Genomic DNA, 18,586 nt, shown 5'->3' with positions numbered 1-18,586 from the left:
AGCGTCAGGTTCAGCGGCTGGTGAAACGCGATCGTTAATCTGATTGCTAACGCACGGTGTAGCAAGTCTGAGGACATTCTCAGACACTGCCAGCATTGCAACATGGATTCGCGCCAGAATTTTCACGACCCTCGCCGGAGCGCTTTAGGTTATTCATCTCCCTGTTCAGACAGGATTTTTTCATGTTGTAACCGGCGAGCCCGACAGATACGGGCATGATTATCTTCTGCCCATTGCACCAGCTGCTGCATCGGTACCAGGAAAGATCGACCCAAGTCCGTCAGCGCATACTCGACGCGAGGGGGAACCTCTGCATAGATCTTCCGGCTAATATAGCCATCTGCTTCCAGTCGTCGGAGCGTACGCGACAACATCTGGCGGGAAATATCATCGATTTCCCGGCTCAACTGGTTAAAACGTACTGTTCTTTCGGTCAGCGCTTCAAGAATGAGCAAACTCCACTGATCGCCAATTTTATCCAGCACATCACGTATTGGGCAGGCCTGTCCGAACTCTGCAATATCATTTTCACTGCCTTCCCACTTTTCAACTGACATTTGTGCTCTCCAATAGTCACACCGATGTGACCAGGTGAATAAATCCTGACTTCTTGTTGAAGGTCCTGGCTGAATGTACCATCCGGATCTCAAGCAGTCTATTTTTGTGACCAGACATTAAAAAAGAGGGAATATCAGTGAAGAAAATTATTCAACGCGTTCTGTTGGCAGGTATTCTGCTTGCAACCGTGAATACCGTGGCCGCCGCAGCCGAAACCCCAACAGTGAATACCGAGGAAAACCGCCAGCTGGTGCTGCATTTCTATGACCGCTTCTTTAATCATCATGATGTTGATAAAGCCGCAGGCGTAATCGCGGAGAATTACCGCCAGCACAATCCGGATGTGCCGGATGGCAAAGCGCCGTTTGTTAACTATTTCAAAGACTTCTTCCGTGCAAATCCCAACTCACGGGCTAAGGTGATACGCAGCTCAGTAGATAACGATTTGGTCTGGTTGCAGGTTCACTCTACCAACGGTGCTCACGATCGGGGCCAGGCCGTGCTGGATATTTTCCGCGTTAAGGATGGAAAGATCGTCGAGCACTGGGATGTTATCCAGGACGTGCCGGAAAAATCGGCGAATAGCAACACGATGTTCTGATCCAGAAAGGAGTGGCCCGTTAAATCGGGCCACTCCTTAATGATGCCCTTTTGTTTACCAGCGAGATTCTCTTTCAGGTCTTCACGCTTGGAACTTCAAAGCTCAACCAAAACCAATCCACGCGCCTTGCCGGAACAGGTCTCTTCCAGCGCCAGCGGTGCGGTTTCCAGTCCTGTAAACCGGGTAACTGGAAATTCGATGTCCGCCCATGAAGGCTGTGATACACAGGCTAGCCATTCAGCAAAGACTTCGGGATTTTCATCCGCACTGTAGCCACGCAGGGTCACGCCCTTAACAATCAAGGCAAATGCATCGATTTCCACCGGGGCATATTTAGTCGACTTTGCATTCGCCAGTTCAGCAGATAATGCTCCAAGCAGTACCAGTCTCGCACCTTCACGGGTATGCGAAACCGCAGCTTCTAATTGTTCACCCCCGACAATATCGATAAACACGTCAATGCCATCAGGCGCATAGCGATGCAGTTGCTCGCTGATGCTGCCCTCACCTCGCAAGATGACTTCGTCGTAGCCCAACGTCTGTTTCATCCACAGCGCCTTATCAGGCGTGCCGGTACTCCCGATAACACGACTGGCACCCAGCTTACGGGCAATTTGTCCGGCCATAGAGCCAATGGCTCCGGCACGACTGGAAACAAAGACCACATCACCCGGTTTAACCTGGGTGGCACGCGTCAGGGCCGCATACGCTGTCCATCCGTGTCCGAGACAGGCCACGGGATTCGGCTGTCGGGTGCCTAACCGGGTACAATCGCCGACGTTAACAACGGCATATTCCCGCCATCCCAACGGATGAAGCACAAATTCACCCGGCTGCAAACCGCTGTCCGCAGGTGCTGAAACAACCTGACCAATGGCCGCGTCGGCCAGCGTATCGCCAACGTTAATCGGCGGAAACGGGATGCCTTTCACGCTTTCAGCCTCTTCACTCATCATCAGGCGGGTTGAGATGGAGACGCGAAACCAGCGATTGCGCACTAATACCTGATTTGCACCCCACGCCAGTTCATCCTGCTCAACGATGGCGAAGTTAGCGGAGCCAGGCATACCTGAAGAGCGTTTGAGTAGGTTAATTTTCCGATTGCGCTGAAATGGAGACGCCATTTTATTTCCTTTTATATATGTGAGTTAATACTCGCATTATCAGTCGGAGAGCCATTACGTGAATACTCGTGTTCCAGAGACGCCGCAAACCATGCGAAAAATGCCGCAGCAAAGCCGCTCGCGATTTCTGGTCGGCATCATCCTTGATGTTGCTACTCGCATTCTGGCTGAAAAAGGATGGGCAAAATTTAATACTAATGACGTGGCGCGCACCGCGGGCGTCAGCATTGGTTCGCTGTACCAGTATTTTCCCAATAAACTGGCGCTGGCAGAGGCGATCCGCCAGCAGCACCTCGCGGCGATACTCGCGGTTTTTGACACGATTAAGGTTAACGAACCGGCTCAGGCTGACACCTTCAGTGCCGACGTTGAACGTATGATTGACGGCATTATTGCCGCCCACCTCATTAATCCACGTTTGCACCGCATCTTGCTTGATGAAGTACCGCTCTCCGGGCGCGATGCACACCAGGAGTTTGAGTGCCGCTATGCTGAATTTTACCTGACGTTTACCGCCCGACAGGTGGGCACAGCTCGCGCTAAAATCGCCAGTCAGGTGCTGGCTTCTGCTATAGAGGGCGTGGTGCATGATGCCCTACGGCGTGAACAATTGCTGTCATCAGAGCTGAAAAATGAATTAATTTTGCTGGTGAAAAGTTATTTAACAGCATGACCTGTTTGTCTATGTTGACGATGCTACCGGCCGCCTGATGCACCCTCCACTTCTGTGATTTAGAGTCTGCGTGCAACTCTGTGACGACCACGCCGAAATTGTATGAAACGCATCACATTTCTCAGAAAGAGTTAAGCCACCTTAAAAGTAATCGATTACTTTTAAACTTCTTTGTAATCGATTACTTTTCATTAAAGGAAATACTATGCTTGCCCGATTACTGTTCAGTACCTGTCTGCTTGCTTCTGCTGCACTGAGTTCAATGGCCGTTTCGGCGGCGCAGATTGATGACGAAATAGCGCTGCAGATGTATACCCTGAGAAACGTCGGTACGGCGGAAAAACAGTTCGCTATGGCGCATGACGCCGGTTTCAAACATGTTGAAATCGTGGGAACCCATGATCTCAGCGCGCAACAGATGAAATCTTTACTGGAAAAAAATGCCCTGACGGTGACCTCTGCCCACGTCCAGCTCTCGGCACTGGAAAATGACTACGCACCTACCGTGGCATTCAATAAATCCGTTGGTAACAGGGTCATCATCGTTCCGTGGATTGAACCAAAAGATCGCCCGGACAGTACCCGCGGCTGGATTGACTACGCCAGGCGTTTAGATGCGATGGGTGCGAAACTGCGTCATGACGGCATACAACTGGCCTATCACAACCACAACTTTGAGATGAAGAAGTACAACGGCGTGACCGCGCTGGAGATTCTGATGAATCACACCTCACGGGACAACCTGAAGCTGGAGATGGATGCCGCCTGGGTGTCGCGTGGCGGTCAGGATCCGGTGCGCTTTCTGCAGGAATATCCCGGTAGAATCTATGCCATCCATGCCAAGGATAACGCCTCCATCGGCATTCGGGACGATGAGATGAACTTCGCGCCGCTGGGTGAGGGTCTGTTGGACTGGTCAGCCATTCTACCTGCGGCGAAAGCCAATGGTGTGAGATGGTTCATCATAGAACATGACAAGCCGAAGGATGCCTGGAGCATCATCACGACTTCGCTGAAGAATCTCCGCGCGGCACTGCAAAAGTTGCCGCACTAAGCCCGCTTATGCACTGGCACGCTCAATCAGGTGCCCTTGCAGGATCACCCTTTCAGGAGAGGATTCCGGTTGATCAATTTTTTGCAGGACCAACCTGCAAGCCTGACGACCGATATCACGCGATGGCTGCGCCAGGGTTGTCAGCGGTGGCGTGACCATCTCCGCCAACTCGGTGCCATCGAAGCCAGCCACGGCAATATCCTCCGGGACGCGTAGCCCCGCTGCCTGAATCGCTGCCATCGCGCCAGCCGCTAACGTATCTGACACCGCAAACACCGCATCGGGCCGCTCTTTCCTCTCCAGTAATGCAATCATCGCCTCTTTACCGGCGCTGAAGCTCAGTTCGCTGGCATAGCTTATCGCCTGCCACTCAAGCCGATCGCGCTCAAGTTGCGCCAGATATCCCTCCTGACGCAGCCGTGCATATTTATAGCTGAGATCATGATTGATGATAGCAATACGCTTGCGGCCTTTATCCGCCAGATATCGCACCACCTGCTGTGAGGCATCGCTGTCGTTGATACCTACGCAGGAAATTTCTCCCGCATCCGCGTACTCGGCACACTGTACCCAAGGGGTGTTGGCGATCAAGTGGCTTAACTCCGGCAGTTTACTGAAGGCGTCCATGGTGATGATGCCGTCGACCATTTTGCCGGACAGCAGCTGCAGACTGGAACGGGAACGCTCGATATCGGATCCGGAGTTACACAGCAGAATACGATAGCCGTTCTTCTCCGCTTCCTCTTCGATGCCCTTCACCACTTCGGCACAGAAAGGGTTTGAAATGTCGGAGACCATCACCAGAATCATTGAGCTACGGGCGGTGCGCAGTTGGCGGGCCAGTAAATTGGGCTGATAGTTGCTCTCTTTGATCGCCTGCAGTACTTTCTCGCGATTTTTATCTTTAACCGTGTCGCTGTTATTCAACACACGTGACACCGTCGCGACGGAAACCCCCGCCAGACGAGCGATTTTTTGAATGGACATGGCAGCAACTCATACTGAATCAGATGTTACGCAGGCTACCATAATTCCGCGTGAACAATAAGTTAGCCCGATCGGTTGGAAACCGATCGGGCCGGATATTACAGACTTACACGCACCCAGCGCTGCTGCTGATGGCTCTGCACAATCGCATCAACAATCGCCATCACCTGCGCACCATCCCTGAACGTGGCAAAGCTGGTGTTTGACGAGGGTTTGCCCTGCGCGACAGCCTGATAAAACTGTTGCATCATGGCACGGAATGCATCTGGCCAACCCTCAATATGCCCACCCGGGAAGCGTGCTCTGCCAGCCACATCCGGGTTCATCAGCGTGGGGTCATCCGAAAGCAACTGGTTCGCCTTGTGCCGGTGACCCAACCACAGCTGCTGCGGCGTTTCCTGATCCCAGGCCAGTGAGCCAAGGCTGCCGTTCACCTCAAGGCTGAGCCGGTTCTTACGCCCGGCTGAAACTTGCGACACGCTGAAGCTTCCCTTACTGCCATCATCAAAACGGAACAGCACAAAGCCCATATCTTCCGTGGCCACTTCGCGGGATTCATACTGTGTTTCGTCGACCAGTGCGCCAAAAGTACCGGCTTCAGCAAGACTTGCCTTGCGTGTAGGCCAGACTATGGACAGATCGGCCATCACTTCCACGATTTTTCGTCCAGTCACGAACTGGATGGTATCGCACCAGTGAGAGCCAATATCCGCCACCGCACGTGATGCCCCACCCTTTGTGGCATCCACACGCCAGTTGTAATCGGTTTCTTCCAGCATCCAGTCTTGCAGATAGCTGCCCTGTGCTGAAAAAAGTCGCCCCAGTTGCTGGTAACGCACCATGCTCGCGGCCTGCTGTACCATGGCAAACTGGCGATAGACAAAGCTCACGCCATGCACCACCCCCGCCTGCTCTGCCAGTGCCACCAGCTCTCTGGCTTCGTCCATCGTCATACACAACGGCTTTTCCGAAAACACATGTTTGCCCGCCGCTATGATTTGCCGGTTTATCGCCGCGTGCAGATGGTTGGGCGTGCAGTTATGCACCGCATCCAATCCTTGATGTTGTAAAAACGCGGTGACGTCGCTGTAGGCATGCGGCACATTCAGCTGGGCCGCGCGGGATTCAGCACTGTTCTGGTTTGAATCACAGAGGGCAACAACGTTAACGTTGCCCAGGCGACGCAATGCTTCAATATGTGCTGGCCCGATAAATCCCGTGCCAATAATTCCTACGTTAATCACTTCAGGCTCCTTGTTTCAGGCCAAGCTGTGCGCGAACGCTGGATGTAGCATCGTGCTGGGCGGCAAAATCATCAAACGCGCGGTTGGCGACAGGAATAATGTGATGCTGAATAAATTCGGCGCCTTCACGCGCCCCGACGTCACTGTCTTTCAGACAGCATTCCCACTCCAGTACCGCCCAGCCGTCATAATCGTACTGAGCCAGCTTGCTGAATATCCCTTTGAAGTCGACCTGACCGTCACCGGGTGAGCGAAAACGCCCGGCACGCTCAACCCACCGCTGATAGCCTCCGTATATGCCACTTCGGCCATTTGGTTGGTATTCGGCATCTTTGACGTGGAAGGCTTTGATGCGCTGATGATAGATATCGATAAATTGCAGATAATCGATGTGCTGTAGCAGCAGATGGCTGGGATCAAACAGAATATTGCAGCGTGGATGATGATTTACGGCCGCTAAGAAACGCTCAAATGTCACGCCATCATGCAGGTCTTCTCCCGGATGCAGCTCATAGCACACATCCACACCGTAACCATCAAACACCTCTAGCACAGGCAGCCAGCGGCGCGCCAGCTCGGCGAAGGCTTCTTCAAGCAGCGCCGGATTGTGTGGCGGCCAGGGATAGACGTACGGCCAGGCGAGCGAACCGGAAAAAGTGGCATGTGCACGCAGCCCCAGCTTCGCCGATGCCGCCGCCGCTTTTTTAACGCTTTCAATCGCCCATGCTGTTCGCCTGGCATTATCACCACGTACCTCAGGCGGTGCGAAGCCATCAAACGCCACATCATGCGCCGGATGGACAGCAATCAGCTGTCCCTCAAGATGGGTCGATAACTCGCTCACCACCAGCCCGTATGTGCCAAGTAGTCCCGTGATGTCATCGCAGTAGGCCTGGCTGGTGGACGCAAGATCCAAATCAAAGATCGACCGGTGATTACAGGGGATCTGCAATGCTTTATAGCCCAGCGCCGATGCCCATTGTGCCAGTCCTTCCAGGGTATTAAACGGGGCCTGCTCCCCGATGAACTGCGACAGAAAAATACCAGGTCCTTTCAACGTTTTCACGTACACCTCCAGTTAATCAACCCTTTTCATCCCGGTACTTAAAGGTGAAGAGGAAAATAATGGCGATCGCAGCCGCCGCAATGGCGGGGATCCACCAGAATGTTGCCCAGTTTTCAGCCGTGCCTTGCCCCGCAACCAATCGGTTGTAGAGTGCGCCGGAGATTTGCGAACCCAATAGCATGCCGATGCCGTAGGTGAACATGACCACCATGCTTTGCGCCTGCCCTTTTACTTTTTCACCTGCAATGCGGTCTGTGTAGATGAAGCCCACTACAAAGAAGAAGTCATAACAGACACCGTGTAGCAGAATGCCCAGATAGATCAGCGCACGCCCCTCATCGCCCATCCCGATGGCAAACAGCGCATAGCGTACAAACCAGGCCAACATGCCGACCAGTAGCATGTACTTCACGCCCAAACGTCTGAACAGCAAGGGGATCACCAGCATGAAGAAGATTTCAGACATCTGGCCGAAGGACATTGCGGTACTGATGTTTGTCACGCCTGCATCTGCCAGCCAGGAGGCGGTATAAGCGTAATAGGTGCCCAGGGGGATGGAGATCAACGTGGCGCACAGTGCGAACACGAAAAAGTGAGGCACCTTGAGCAAAGCAAAGGCGTCGGCACAGAATAGATCGCGTACTTTTAACGGCATCCCTTTGGCAGGCGCGGGCGTATGCGGCAGCGTCAGGCTGTATACCGCCAATACCACCGAGCAGATGGTCGCGAGGGTGAAGATGGAAGCACTGGAAGCAATGCCGGTGAAGCCGATAAAGATCCCCGCCACTATCCAGCCAATGGTGCCAAACACGCGCACCACAGGGAAACTTTTGTCACTTTTCGCCAGACTGTGGAAGGCAATGTTATTTGCCAGCGCCAGCGTCGGCATAAAGCACAACGTATAACCAAACAGTAAGGCGATGAGCTGAGCACCGTTTTCTGAAGCCAGCGCCGAAGGCACAAACCAGAGGATCGCCGCTCCTGCCAGGTTCATGACGGCCATGACTTTCTGCGACGGGAAGAACCTGTCTACCAACATACCCAGCACAAAGGGAGACAGGATCGAGGCGATCGGCCCGGCTGAAAACGCATCGCCGATCAATAAGGACATGTTGTGTTGCGTCATCACCAGACCGAGCGTGACCGACCAACTACCCCAGATGAAAAACTGCATAAACATCATTAAAGAGAGTCTTGGGATCAACATCTGGTGCTGTTTTTCCATGCTCTCGGTACGCGTTACTGTTGTCACCATAGTGGCCTCTCACCAACAAAGTAATCGATTACATTTCTTTTCGACCCATAAAGTAATCGATTACAAAAAAGGATTCCTCTGTCTGGATCACAGTTTGAAGATTATTGGCCCTGGCCTCGAAGGAGCTTCAGGATGACAGCATTATTGGTAACGCGTGCTCATGGAATGGACGAGCATCAGTAAACCACCAGGAAGGGGAACGATAAATATCTGAGAATTATTGGTGATGTTACAGGCATTCCACCAAGCTAAAAAATCACCACAACCACAGCGATTTTAAATCAATTGTAGAATTTATAGCTACTCAGTAACGCCGAAAACCCTATTCACTCAAGGCATAAATACTTTCACAATATCTCAACGGCAAATGCCGCATGTGAATTTTATAATCATTTATTAATGGTGATCCTGTGCAGAAAAATAGCTCACTGCTGTTACTGGCGTTATCAGTAGCAGTGTTCGGCGTTATCACAACTGAAATAGCAATTATTGGCTTATTACCGAAACTGGTTTCTCAACTTAATGTCACTCCGGCGCAGGTCGGATTTCTCGTTAGCATTTACGCGTTGGTGGTGGCCGCTACCGGGCCTTTTATTACCTTAATGCTGTCAGGTTTTAATAAAAAGACCGTCATGCTGACCATATTAGTGGTGTTTATAATTTCAAACCTGACTTACGCCACCAGCTCTTCTTTCCATCTGAACCTGGCATTTCGCGTGCTACCCGCTTTAGCCCATGCGGTATTTTTTGCCGTTGCTTTAGTGGTTGCCGCAAATTCTGTACCCGCAGAGAAACATGCCGCCGCCTGTGCGCTGGCATTAACTGGCGTAATTTTCATGATGCCCTCAATGCCAGCAACACAAAAAATGTCATTTAAAAGTCAGCTTTCGGTACTGCGTAAAGGCAAGCTGTGGTTAACCATCGCGACCGTGACATTTGTATTTGCGGCCATGTTCTCCAGCTTCAGTTATGTCGCGGATTACCTGGAAAAAGTAACCGCACTGAATAATAATTTAATTAGTGCTATGTTGATTTTATTTGGTGTGTGCGGGTTTATAGGTAACTTTATTTTTAGCAGTCTGCTGCAAAAAAATCTGGTTAAAACTACCCATCTCTATCCCCTGTTCTATATTTTAGTATTCGCCTTAGTGTGGGGGTTAGGCTTCTCTCTCTTTGCGATGTCATTATTGATTGTATTCTGGGGGGCGTTCCACTCTTCAGGGCTGGTCATTAGCCAGAGCTGGCTAATGCGTGAAGCACATGAAGCGCCTGAATTTGCTAACAGTCTGTATATGTCATTTTCAAACCTCGGGATTACCGTAGGATCGTTAACAGGCGGCTGGTTTATTGCGCATCTTGGCACCCATTCAGTGGTGATCAGCAGTGCCATCTTTGCCCTGTTAGCTTTCTTCACCATCGCGATTAAACATCGCGCTGGTTCCAGCAGTGTGGCGTTACAAGAAGAAACCTCCATCTAATCGAGCAAGCCGTCGGCCGCTGCCTGAACCAGTGTTTCAATTGCACTCTGACAGCTCAGTAAGAAGCGTTCGCCATTTGGCGTTAAACTTAGCGTGCGGGTTGAGCGTTGAAATAACTTTAAGCCCAGGCGATCTTCCAGTCTGCCAACACTCTTCCCTACGGCGGATTTGGTCAAACCAAGACGCTCCGCAGCAGCAGTAAAGCTACCTGACTGAGCAGTCGTTACAAAAGCGGAAATGCCGCCAAGATGATCGGTTGTACGCATGAACACTTCAACTCAATAAGAAATGAAACTACCCTCACTGGCAGATAATGTACCTGCGAATGCGAGGCGGGATTGTAGAATAAATGGCAACTCTGTTAATCATGGCCTGGTATGGCGATTCTGTATTCATGATGCTGACAAAATGTGCGATTGATGATGATCGCGCTACGTGAATTCTGAGATTTTATCAGGGGGATTACCCAGCAGAATTCGCCAGGCGCTGCCGGTATTTTGAACATTTACTTCGCCCAGAACCGGCTATTTTTGAACGCCCTCTCTCCAGACTGATCGATCTCAGTGAGATCCTCACGCCGTTACGGCCCAACACTCTGTATTTATAAACTAATATAAACACAATTATATTAGTTTAGGGAGTTTTGTTCGTGACTTGATCCTGACATTGATCCTGGAGTCTGGAGGGATAAAGGCGCTATCTACCACTAAAAATCACGAAAACATGCCTTAATAAGGGAGTTAAGCCTTGCGGACGCTTTCAGCCTGAAGTGGCAATTATTTGACGCTTAGGATGTGAGAATGGCGGGGCTATGGAAAGGGCTGCAGGTGATCGAACACCTGCAGCAGAGTCATTCGAACTATCAGAAATGCACACCCAGCTCCATATAATAGGTGCGGCCTGGTTCGTTATAGGTATATGCACCCGCACCATACAGATAGGCACCGGTGGTTGCATTACCGGTGGTTTGTGCGTTACCGGCACGGTAGTGACGTTCATCCAGCAGGTTATCGATACCGGCGGTCAGGTCGACATTTTTGTTGATGGTGTAGGTTGCACTGGCACCAAACAGTACGTAAGGCGTAACCTGGCGGGTCTCACTGCCAGACGTTGGCTCACCTTTGTAATTGTATTTTTTCGGTTTTTGTTTACCGTACCAGGTCATCGTTCCCTGAACTGCGAGATCGTTAGTCGCCTGCCAGTCCAGCGTTGAGTTGATGGTAAACTTCGGAATGATCGACAGATAATCCCCGGTGGTTTTGTTCTTATTCTCAATGTTGTAGGTGAAGTTGTTATTAATGGTCACGGTATCACTGATTGGGAAGTTCAGCGTACCTTCGATCCCCTGCACCAACGCTTTTGGCACGTTTTCCCATTTATAAATGTCGGTACCGGAAGTAGTCTGACCAACCGCCGAGTAACCACCCTCAATCTTGTTGCGGTAATCGTTGCGATACCAGGTCAGGCCGGCCTGCACATCCTCGTGTTTATACTCAATGCCGATCTCTTTATTGATGCTGGTTTCAGCCTTCAGATCACGGTTCCCTTGCAGATAGCAGGCACCAGAACTGGCGTAACAGCCCTGCCCCTTGCTGTACAGCAGGTAGTTAGGGTTAGTCTGATAAAGGTTCGGCGCTTTCCAGGCGCGTGCAATCCCGAGCTTCAGCGTGAAGTCGTTACCCAACTCTTGCGAAAGGTTGAGTGCCGGACTGAAGTCACCACCGCTCATACTCTGGTGGTTGTAGCGCAATCCTGGCGTCAGGCGGGTGCTGTCAGTCAGGTCGATATTGTCTTCAGCATAAACGCCGTAGATATCTGCTGAGCTGTATTTGCTGCGTCCCGTATCGGAAATCCCTGGGACAGATCCGCCAGAGGTGGCCTCGGTATTTGACGTCGGGTCTTTCATGGTTTGATGATTAAACTCCGCACCGAAGGTCACATTTTGACTGACCCAGAGATCGAACGGAATATTCACTTCAGAATGCAGATTGGTGTCATTCAGATTGATGGTGGAGAAGCCTTCATTGGTACTACTGAAGATACCGGCAATGCCGCCAGATAACCCTTCATTCATTCGGGTATTTCGCGTCTTCTCAAACTGAATGTAGTTATTGGTGGTGATACCGTTATCCCATGCGCCGGTATATTTCAGGCTTAACGTTTGGCGATATAAAATATTGGTTTCTTTGCCATAATTGGCCTTCACCAGCGCATTACTGTTGGTGTTTTGCGTATCACCCGCATACAAGTTACCCTGGCGGCTATAGCCTAATCCTAGCTCCAGCGCCTGGCGTGGGATAAATTCCCAATGTAATACCGCATTGATATCTTTATTGATAAAACCTTCACGGCCTGAAGGTAATGTTCCCGCGTAGGTGCCGGTTCGCCCTGCTGTATGGCCTGCATTGATATTCTCACCATCGGCCTGGGTTTTATTCCAGTTGCCATATAAGCGCAGCGTCAGATTATCCGTTAACGCACCGCTTACGCTGGCATTATAGCGTTTGGTTGCGCCTTCTTGTTTGTGCTCCGGCGCATTGAAGTAAGTGTTAAAACTTCCGTGCCATGCCTTTTCCGCCGGTTTAGTAATGATGTTGATGACACCACCCATCGCACCACTGCCATACATGGCCGCAGCAGGACCACGAATAACTTCAATACGATCAATCATTTCTGGTGGCACCCAGTTGGTATCACCGCGCGTGTCACGCTCGTCACTCCAGCCATAACGGACTGAGTTACGGCTACTGACCGGCATACCATCAATCATGATCAGGGTGTTTTCCGGGCCCATACCGCGAATATCGATCTGACGGTTATTACCCCGTTGGCCACTGTTGGAGTTACCCGTCAGGTTGACACCGGGCATGGTGCGAATAATTTCAGAGAGATCGCGCTGAATAGGGTGCTTTTTGATTGCCTGACTGTCGATAATCGAAACGCCAGGAGCCTGGAGTGTTTGTTCCCTCGCAGTGACTACCATTTCATTTTCGCCACTGCTTTTTTCATCACTTACCGTCAGGGGTTGGGTCTGCTGTTTTTCGTCGTTATTAACTTTAGTGGTTTTTGATTCAGTGCTGGTATCAGCGGCCAATGCCAGAGACATCCCGAGATTACAGGCGATAAGCGAAGCCAGTAAGCTGTATTTAGTTGCAATTTTCATAAGGGTATTAATCACCTGCCTGTGATTGTAAGAAAAATGAAAAAACGCACTATAACGAGAATGATTATTGATTACAACGTCAGGGTTTAATAATTATTTAATTGTGCGGGTGTAATATCTTTAAATTCGCACTGCAAAAAAATCGATGCCATTATTATTTCTAAGGGTAATGAATTTTCATTCATATTTGTTAATACTTTAATAACTGATTGAGCTATTTAATGCCGTTATCATTAAATAGCTTATAATTCCACTAAATCAGGCATCTGCTGTGGAGGATTTTAATTGCTGTATTAAAATCTGCCTGGCATGCGCGATACGCGGTTGGCGCAGTGCACTGGGCAGCCACAACAGATGGTAGCGGATTTCAGTATCACCCACGGGAGCAGGCAGCTCTACCAGGTCGCCCTGTGCTATTTGCTCGCGACAAAGAAATTCGGGCATTACCGTCCAGCCAAATCCACGACACAACAGACTACGCTGTCCACGCAGATCTTGCCCTACCACAGCAGGCAGCAATGTTTTATAGCGAATACGGTTTTTGTCCAGCCAGTGGTCGATCAATGAGAGTTTGAGATCATAAGCCAACAGTGGCTCATTGATTAATCCGTTGGCAAAATCAGTTGCCTGCTGCAACCGATGTGCAACCTGAGGTGAGGCGACAGCAATCACCCGATCGCGAAAGATCACCTCCCCCTTTAAGCGTTCATCAGTTATTGGGTGGGCAGTGATGCCTAAATCACAATGGCCTTCCAGCACCATTTGAGCAACTAATGAGCCATCTCCGGTATGCATATGAACGCGGATACCGCTCTCTAACAGGGGCAATAACTCGCCTGACAGTTTTTCCGCCATGAAATCGGCGTGGCCAATGATTTGCAGCGTGCCGCTAACATCCATCGATCGTGCCCGGGCGGATGAGAGTGCAGACTCTGCAACATCCAGTGAGCTACCAATATCGGCCGCCAAATCATCAGCCGCCGCAGTCGGCACGACACCATGCACCTGTCGCTCAAACAGCGGGCGTCCCAGCGCCACTTCCAGCCCGTTGATATGCTGCGAAACAGCGGGCTGAGTCAGATTCAGGGCTCTTGCCGCGGCAGAGATAGAGCGCTGGCGATAAACTTCGATAAATGTACGTAAGCGAACCAGAGACATATCGACCCATAAATTTATTTATACCCCTACTAAAATAGCCTTGTTAGCGCCAGAAGACCAGTGCGCGTAAGCTTCCTGTATCGCAATCAGACAGGTAAAAATCATGTCGCATCAGCAAGAGTTACAACAGGTTTTACATGCAATGAAGCAGGCACATTTGCAGGCTGGCCCCGCTTCAGTAGCACTTCGTCGCGATCGTTTACAGCGTAGTATTGCGCTGATTCGTGATAATCATGAGGTTATAAACGCGGCCATTAATGCTGACTTTGGTCATCGCAGTGCCTATCAAACCCTGGCCGCTGACTTACTGACTACCATGAATATGTTGCAGCACTCGGCAGAGAATCTTGAAGCGTGGATGCAACCGGAAGTCGCAGAAGTGCCTGTTGAAGGTATGCAGGCGTGGATTGAATCGCAGCCGCTGGGCGTAGTGGGTATTATCAGCCCGTGGAACTTCCCGATTAACCTCGCATTCGGCCCGCTGGCGGGTGTTTTTGCTGCCGGTAACAGTGCGATGCTCAAACCTTCTGAGCTCACACCGCATACGTCTCAATTACTGGCTGAGCTGGTCCCGCGCTACTTTGATGCCAGAGAACTTACCGTGGTGTTAGGTGATGCTGCCGTTGGTCAGGCTTTCAGCGCCCTGCCATTTGATCATCTGGTCTTCACCGGCAGTACCGCCGTGGGTAAACATGTTATGCGTGCAGCGGCAGAAAACCTGGTGCCTGTCACGTTGGAACTGGGTGGCAAGTCACCTGTCGTGTTGGATTCAGATGCGGATGTTGCCCTCGCAGCAGCCAGGACGATGACCATCAAGACGTTTAATGCCGGACAAATTTGCATCTCTCCGGATTACCTGATGCTCCCAGCCGCAGCTCAGGCGGCATTTGTACAACACGCACAAGCGTTTATGCAGCAGGCTTTTCCAACCCTGCAAGAGAACAGTGATTACACCGCGATCGTGAGTGACCGTCACTATGAGAGATTGATTAAGCTGATAGAGGATGCGCGGGCTAAAGGTGCTCGGGTGGTGAGTCTGGCCCCTGCTGGAGAACCTGATTTTGATGCGCTGAGCCGTAAAATAGCCCCGCATCTGATTTTGGACGCTAATGATGACATGGGCGTAATGCAGGAAGAGATCTTTGGGCCATTGCTGCCGATTAAAACCTATTCTGCCGATGTGAAAGAAGCAATCAATTACATTAATGCGCACCCGCGTCCACTGGCAGCCTACTATTTTGGCTATGATGAGATTCGTCAGAAACAGATGGCAAACCAGACCACTTCCGGGGCACTGGTGATCAACGATGTCATGACTCATGCCTCGCTGGATAGTCTGCCTTTCGGTGGTGTAGGTGCTTCTGGCATCGGTGCTTATCACGGTGTTCATGGCTTCCGCCGTTTTAGTCATGCAAAACCAGTGGTGATTCAGGATGCGGCCGGCACAACAAATCTGCGTTTGCGCGCGCCCTATCAGGATAAGCTGATTGCGGCCAGTGCGTTGTTACAAGGCTAATCGCAGATTAAGCCCCACCATGGTGGGGCTAAGATATTGTTCTTGCCAGTCTACTCCAGCGTAAGCGGAGTAGACTGAATATAAACTTCGTCTTACTTTGATGACAGTCTAAGTGGCTATTTTACCTGCGGAGCCAGGTGTACATATTGTTGTGGTATATCACATGCTGGCATCTTGAAATTCACAACAACAATACTTTCATACTTATAGAGATGGTAAATGCATCCAGAGACCAGCTTTTCACTGGGCACGAACTCTCTCATTGCCTGAGTCGTCGGATACAAATGTGCATAGAGCATAATTCTTTTGGCTGGGCCGTAATACCTGAATTCATTGTTCTCTGTCAGTGCAGGTGTGAAGTATTTAATCAGGTAGGGATAACGGCGTAGGGCAGGCAAAATGTCCGGTGAGTAAGGGAGCGCCCCAACAAAGCTAATGCCTGTAAATGACCCTTCTGGATAAAGTGAGAGCGAGTTTCTTATGCTGATCAATACATCATCAGTGAATCGGGTTTGATTAACGGCAGCACGAAATAAAGTCGTCATAAAGACTGCGGAAAAGATCACATAGAGCACCAAACTAATAAAAAGTATTTTTCTTAACGGTGCAATTGTGTAATAGCTGACACAAGAAAAGAAAATAATAGCCGTGGAAAATGCGCCCAGCACCCTTGGGTCAAAGGTGGCATTATCCAAAAGCAGAAGGAATCCCGGAATAAAAATGAGTATCACGCATGGGCTGACCAGAATGATTAAGCTATGAATGTATTTTCTATCTTTGATTAATCCCCCTGAGATCAGCACGCAGGAAATGACACCTGATAAAAATAAAGTAAAAACGGGGATTTTAATTAGACCTGGAAATGCCAGATTTACACTGCTAAACGCGGAGATACAATTATCATATAAATGCAACAATCCAGTGACACTGAAAGGTATCAATTCCCCTCGGTGTAAACTGAGTGCATCCATGCCTGATAATGGAATGATAAGCATTTTATAAAAACCCAAACTTAATAAAAGCACACCAAAGCGCATCACCAACTGTTTAAGTGCGTTAACCTCTTTATAATGAACAGTGAATAAGATTAATATTATCATAACACTGTAGTTTATAGATGGCTGATACAGGCATAACGTGGATACCAGCAGTAGAAAGCCCACCATACCCGTTATGAAATCAAACTTTATTATGATTGTAATAGCATAGATGGCTAATCCTGCCGAGATCAATATCGCCATAGCATCGAAAGTATACAACATTCCCTGAGCCAGAAAAGGACTGATTATTACGGATAAACTGAGTAGTATACGCAGACTATCAGTCATATCAGGTAACTTTCTGAAGCTGAGAACGAGAAGCATGGAACAAGACATCAATCCAATCAAAAGAGGCAAAGGCGATGTATCAGTAGTCAGGGAGGAAAAATCGAGTATCCATGTCAGAAAAACCGCAAGCGGTCGTCCATTGAAAAACCAGTAACGCACGCTACCATTTAATAACCTGTAATAGTCATCAACGTAGTATATATTCCCGGTAATGATGGGAGAAGTGACCACCAGAGAAAATATAATCACAATGAGGAAGTTTACTTTTAGAACTCTCAGGTCATTATTATACGTCAATGAATCCAGTTCATTTTTCATCATTTAGCATCACTTTTAAATGTTTTCTTAGAACCATGTATTTCTTCCAGTATATACTTTGGCCTGTGCTTGGACTCCATAAAAATACGGCCTATATACTCGCCCATCACACCAATCCCTATCAGTTGCACCCCGCCCAGGAAAAGAATAGCAACCATTAAAGAAGAATAGCCTGGTACGTTATTTCCCCAGGTTAAGTTTGAGATAATTATCCACACGCCATAGAGTAAAGACAGCATGGAGATAGCCAGTCCTATATATGTCCATATTCTTAACGGAAGGGTTGAAAACGAAGTGATGCCATCAAGCGCGAAATTCCAGAGTCGCCAACCGTTAAATTTTGAATGCCCACTCTTTCTTTTTGGCCTGCTGTATTCCACAACCGCTGTCTTACCCCCCACCCACGACATAAGTCCTTTCATGAACAGCGAACTCTCGGGTAAGCTAATAATTCTGTCTACTGTTTTCCTTGACAGAAGCCGATAGTCACCCGCATTGCTCTCTATTTTATTTCTTGTCAGGAGGTTGTAAATAAAATAGTAACCATTGGCGCAGATTTTTTTAATCACGCCGTCAGTGCTGCGGTCAGTCCGCTTTGCGAGTACCACATCAGCGCCCTGCTGCCAATGCTTTATCATTTCAGGAATAATGCACACAGGGTCCTGTAAATCAACATCCATAGGGATAACAGCATCGCCAGAAGAGAACTCTAGCCCAGCAAACAACGCAGCTTCTTTACCAAAATTCCGACTGAAATTAATCAGGGTAATAGTATCATTATTAGGTTTTATTTCACGGATGACATCGGTGGTTTTGTCAGTGCTGCCATCATTGATGAAAATTATTTCAACGGAAAATTGATCATAGATCTCGGACAGACTTCGCACCTCATTAATAAATAGAGGGATACTGGACTCTTCATTAAAAACAGGAACAATAATAGATAAAATCATGCTCCATTCTCCGGGTAAATAACTGACTTACTGGCAATCCAGCTAAGGACTACGTGGTATATCAATCGTTATTTTTGTGGGTAATCCATGTAGGTGCTGGTCGATAACTC

15 protein-coding genes and 1 pseudogene are annotated in these 18,586 nt (G+C 49.4%); 5 read left to right on the top strand and 11 right to left on the bottom strand.

Annotation, left to right across the window (positions count from 1 at the left end):
• Window positions 1–149: 149 nt before the first annotated feature.
• Window positions 150–557 (bottom strand): winged helix-turn-helix transcriptional regulator, encoded by a 408-nt coding sequence (locus B880_RS0107475; protein ID WP_017346771.1) that lies wholly within the window; start codon window positions 555–557, stop codon window positions 150–152.
• Between the two features lie 137 nt (window positions 558–694).
• Between B880_RS0107475 and B880_RS0107470 the strand changes: the two genes are divergently transcribed.
• Window positions 695–1,159, top strand: a complete 465-nt coding sequence (locus B880_RS0107470; RefSeq protein WP_017346770.1) for a nuclear transport factor 2 family protein — start codon at window positions 695–697, stop codon at window positions 1,157–1,159.
• Between the two features lie 95 nt (window positions 1,160–1,254).
• Here B880_RS0107470 and B880_RS0107465 read toward each other — a convergent pair whose 3' ends face one another.
• Complete coding sequence (locus B880_RS0107465) at window positions 1,255–2,283, bottom strand: MDR family NADP-dependent oxidoreductase (protein ID WP_017346769.1); 1,029 nt, start codon at window positions 2,281–2,283, stop codon at window positions 1,255–1,257.
• Window positions 2,284–2,341: 58 nt separating this feature from the next.
• On the opposite strand from B880_RS0107465, the gene B880_RS0107460 reads away from it, so the two are divergent.
• Together B880_RS0107460 and B880_RS0107455 are read left to right on the top strand one after the other, a co-directional pair.
• Window positions 2,342–2,956 carry a TetR/AcrR family transcriptional regulator gene (locus B880_RS0107460; protein WP_051005684.1) on the top strand — a complete coding sequence of 205 codons (615 nt, stop codon included), beginning with the start codon at window positions 2,342–2,344 and terminating at the stop codon, window positions 2,954–2,956.
• A 205-nt stretch (window positions 2,957–3,161) separates the two neighbouring features.
• Window positions 3,162–4,010, top strand: a complete 849-nt coding sequence (locus B880_RS0107455) for a sugar phosphate isomerase/epimerase family protein (RefSeq protein WP_017346767.1) — start codon at window positions 3,162–3,164, stop codon at window positions 4,008–4,010.
• Window positions 4,011–4,016: 6 nt separating this feature from the next.
• On the opposite strand, the gene B880_RS0107450 is transcribed toward B880_RS0107455, so the two are convergent.
• The 4 genes from B880_RS0107450 to B880_RS0107435 form a co-directional block, all read right to left on the bottom strand.
• Entirely contained in the window at window positions 4,017–4,997 is a 981-nt protein-coding gene (locus tag B880_RS0107450; protein WP_017346766.1) for a LacI family DNA-binding transcriptional regulator, read from the bottom strand.
• A 98-nt stretch (window positions 4,998–5,095) separates the two neighbouring features.
• On the bottom strand, window positions 5,096–6,241 hold the full coding sequence (locus tag B880_RS0107445; protein ID WP_017346765.1) for a Gfo/Idh/MocA family protein: 1,146 nt from the start codon (window positions 6,239–6,241) through the stop codon (window positions 5,096–5,098).
• Window position 6,242: 1 nt separating this feature from the next.
• The gene (locus B880_RS0107440; protein WP_017346764.1) at window positions 6,243–7,307 is read right to left on the bottom strand and encodes a sugar phosphate isomerase/epimerase family protein; all 1,065 of its coding nucleotides are present in this window, start codon (window positions 7,305–7,307) and stop codon (window positions 6,243–6,245) included.
• Window positions 7,308–7,323: 16 nt separating this feature from the next.
• A complete protein-coding gene (locus tag B880_RS0107435) occupies window positions 7,324–8,562 on the bottom strand; it encodes an MFS transporter (protein ID WP_017346763.1) in 1,239 nt (412 codons plus the stop codon).
• A gap of 410 nt (window positions 8,563–8,972) precedes the next feature.
• On the opposite strand from B880_RS0107435, the gene B880_RS0107430 reads away from it, so the two are divergent.
• The gene (locus B880_RS0107430; RefSeq protein WP_017346762.1) at window positions 8,973–10,040 is read left to right on the top strand and encodes an MFS transporter; all 1,068 of its coding nucleotides are present in this window, start codon (window positions 8,973–8,975) and stop codon (window positions 10,038–10,040) included.
• Between the two features lie 11 nt (window positions 10,041–10,051).
• Here B880_RS0107430 and B880_RS0107425 read toward each other — a convergent pair.
• The 3 genes and pseudogenes from B880_RS0107425 to B880_RS0107415 form a co-directional block, all read right to left on the bottom strand.
• A pseudogene (locus tag B880_RS0107425) lies at window positions 10,052–10,306 on the bottom strand (LysR family transcriptional regulator); the annotation flags it as partial.
• A 596-nt stretch (window positions 10,307–10,902) separates the two neighbouring features.
• On the bottom strand, window positions 10,903–13,203 hold the full coding sequence (locus B880_RS0107420; RefSeq protein ID WP_017346760.1) for a TonB-dependent siderophore receptor: 2,301 nt from the start codon (window positions 13,201–13,203) through the stop codon (window positions 10,903–10,905).
• Window positions 13,204–13,461: 258 nt separating this feature from the next.
• Window positions 13,462–14,361 (bottom strand): LysR family transcriptional regulator, encoded by a 900-nt coding sequence (locus B880_RS0107415; RefSeq protein WP_017346759.1) that lies wholly within the window; start codon window positions 14,359–14,361, stop codon window positions 13,462–13,464.
• A 103-nt stretch (window positions 14,362–14,464) separates the two neighbouring features.
• Here B880_RS0107415 and B880_RS0107410 point away from each other — a divergent pair, with 103 nt between their 5' ends.
• Entirely contained in the window at window positions 14,465–15,877 is a 1,413-nt protein-coding gene (locus tag B880_RS0107410) for a coniferyl aldehyde dehydrogenase (RefSeq protein ID WP_017346758.1), read from the top strand.
• Window positions 15,878–15,993: 116 nt separating this feature from the next.
• Here B880_RS0107410 and B880_RS0107405 read toward each other — a convergent pair whose 3' ends face one another.
• The gene (locus B880_RS0107405; RefSeq protein ID WP_017346757.1) at window positions 15,994–17,526 is read right to left on the bottom strand and encodes a glucosyltransferase domain-containing protein; all 1,533 of its coding nucleotides are present in this window, start codon (window positions 17,524–17,526) and stop codon (window positions 15,994–15,996) included.
• Window positions 17,523–18,476, bottom strand: a complete 954-nt coding sequence (locus B880_RS0107400; protein WP_017346756.1) for a glycosyltransferase family 2 protein — start codon at window positions 18,474–18,476, stop codon at window positions 17,523–17,525. The genes B880_RS0107405 and B880_RS0107400 overlap by 4 nt, the downstream gene beginning before the upstream one ends.
• Window positions 18,477–18,586 lie beyond the last annotated feature (110 nt).

Source organism: Pantoea sp. A4 (genome assembly GCF_000295955.2).
Taxonomy (GTDB): Bacteria; Pseudomonadota; Gammaproteobacteria; order Enterobacterales; family Enterobacteriaceae; genus Pantoea; species Pantoea multigeneris.
The sequence above is the reverse complement of the archived record's forward strand: the minus strand, read 5'-3'. Positions and strand labels throughout refer to the sequence as shown.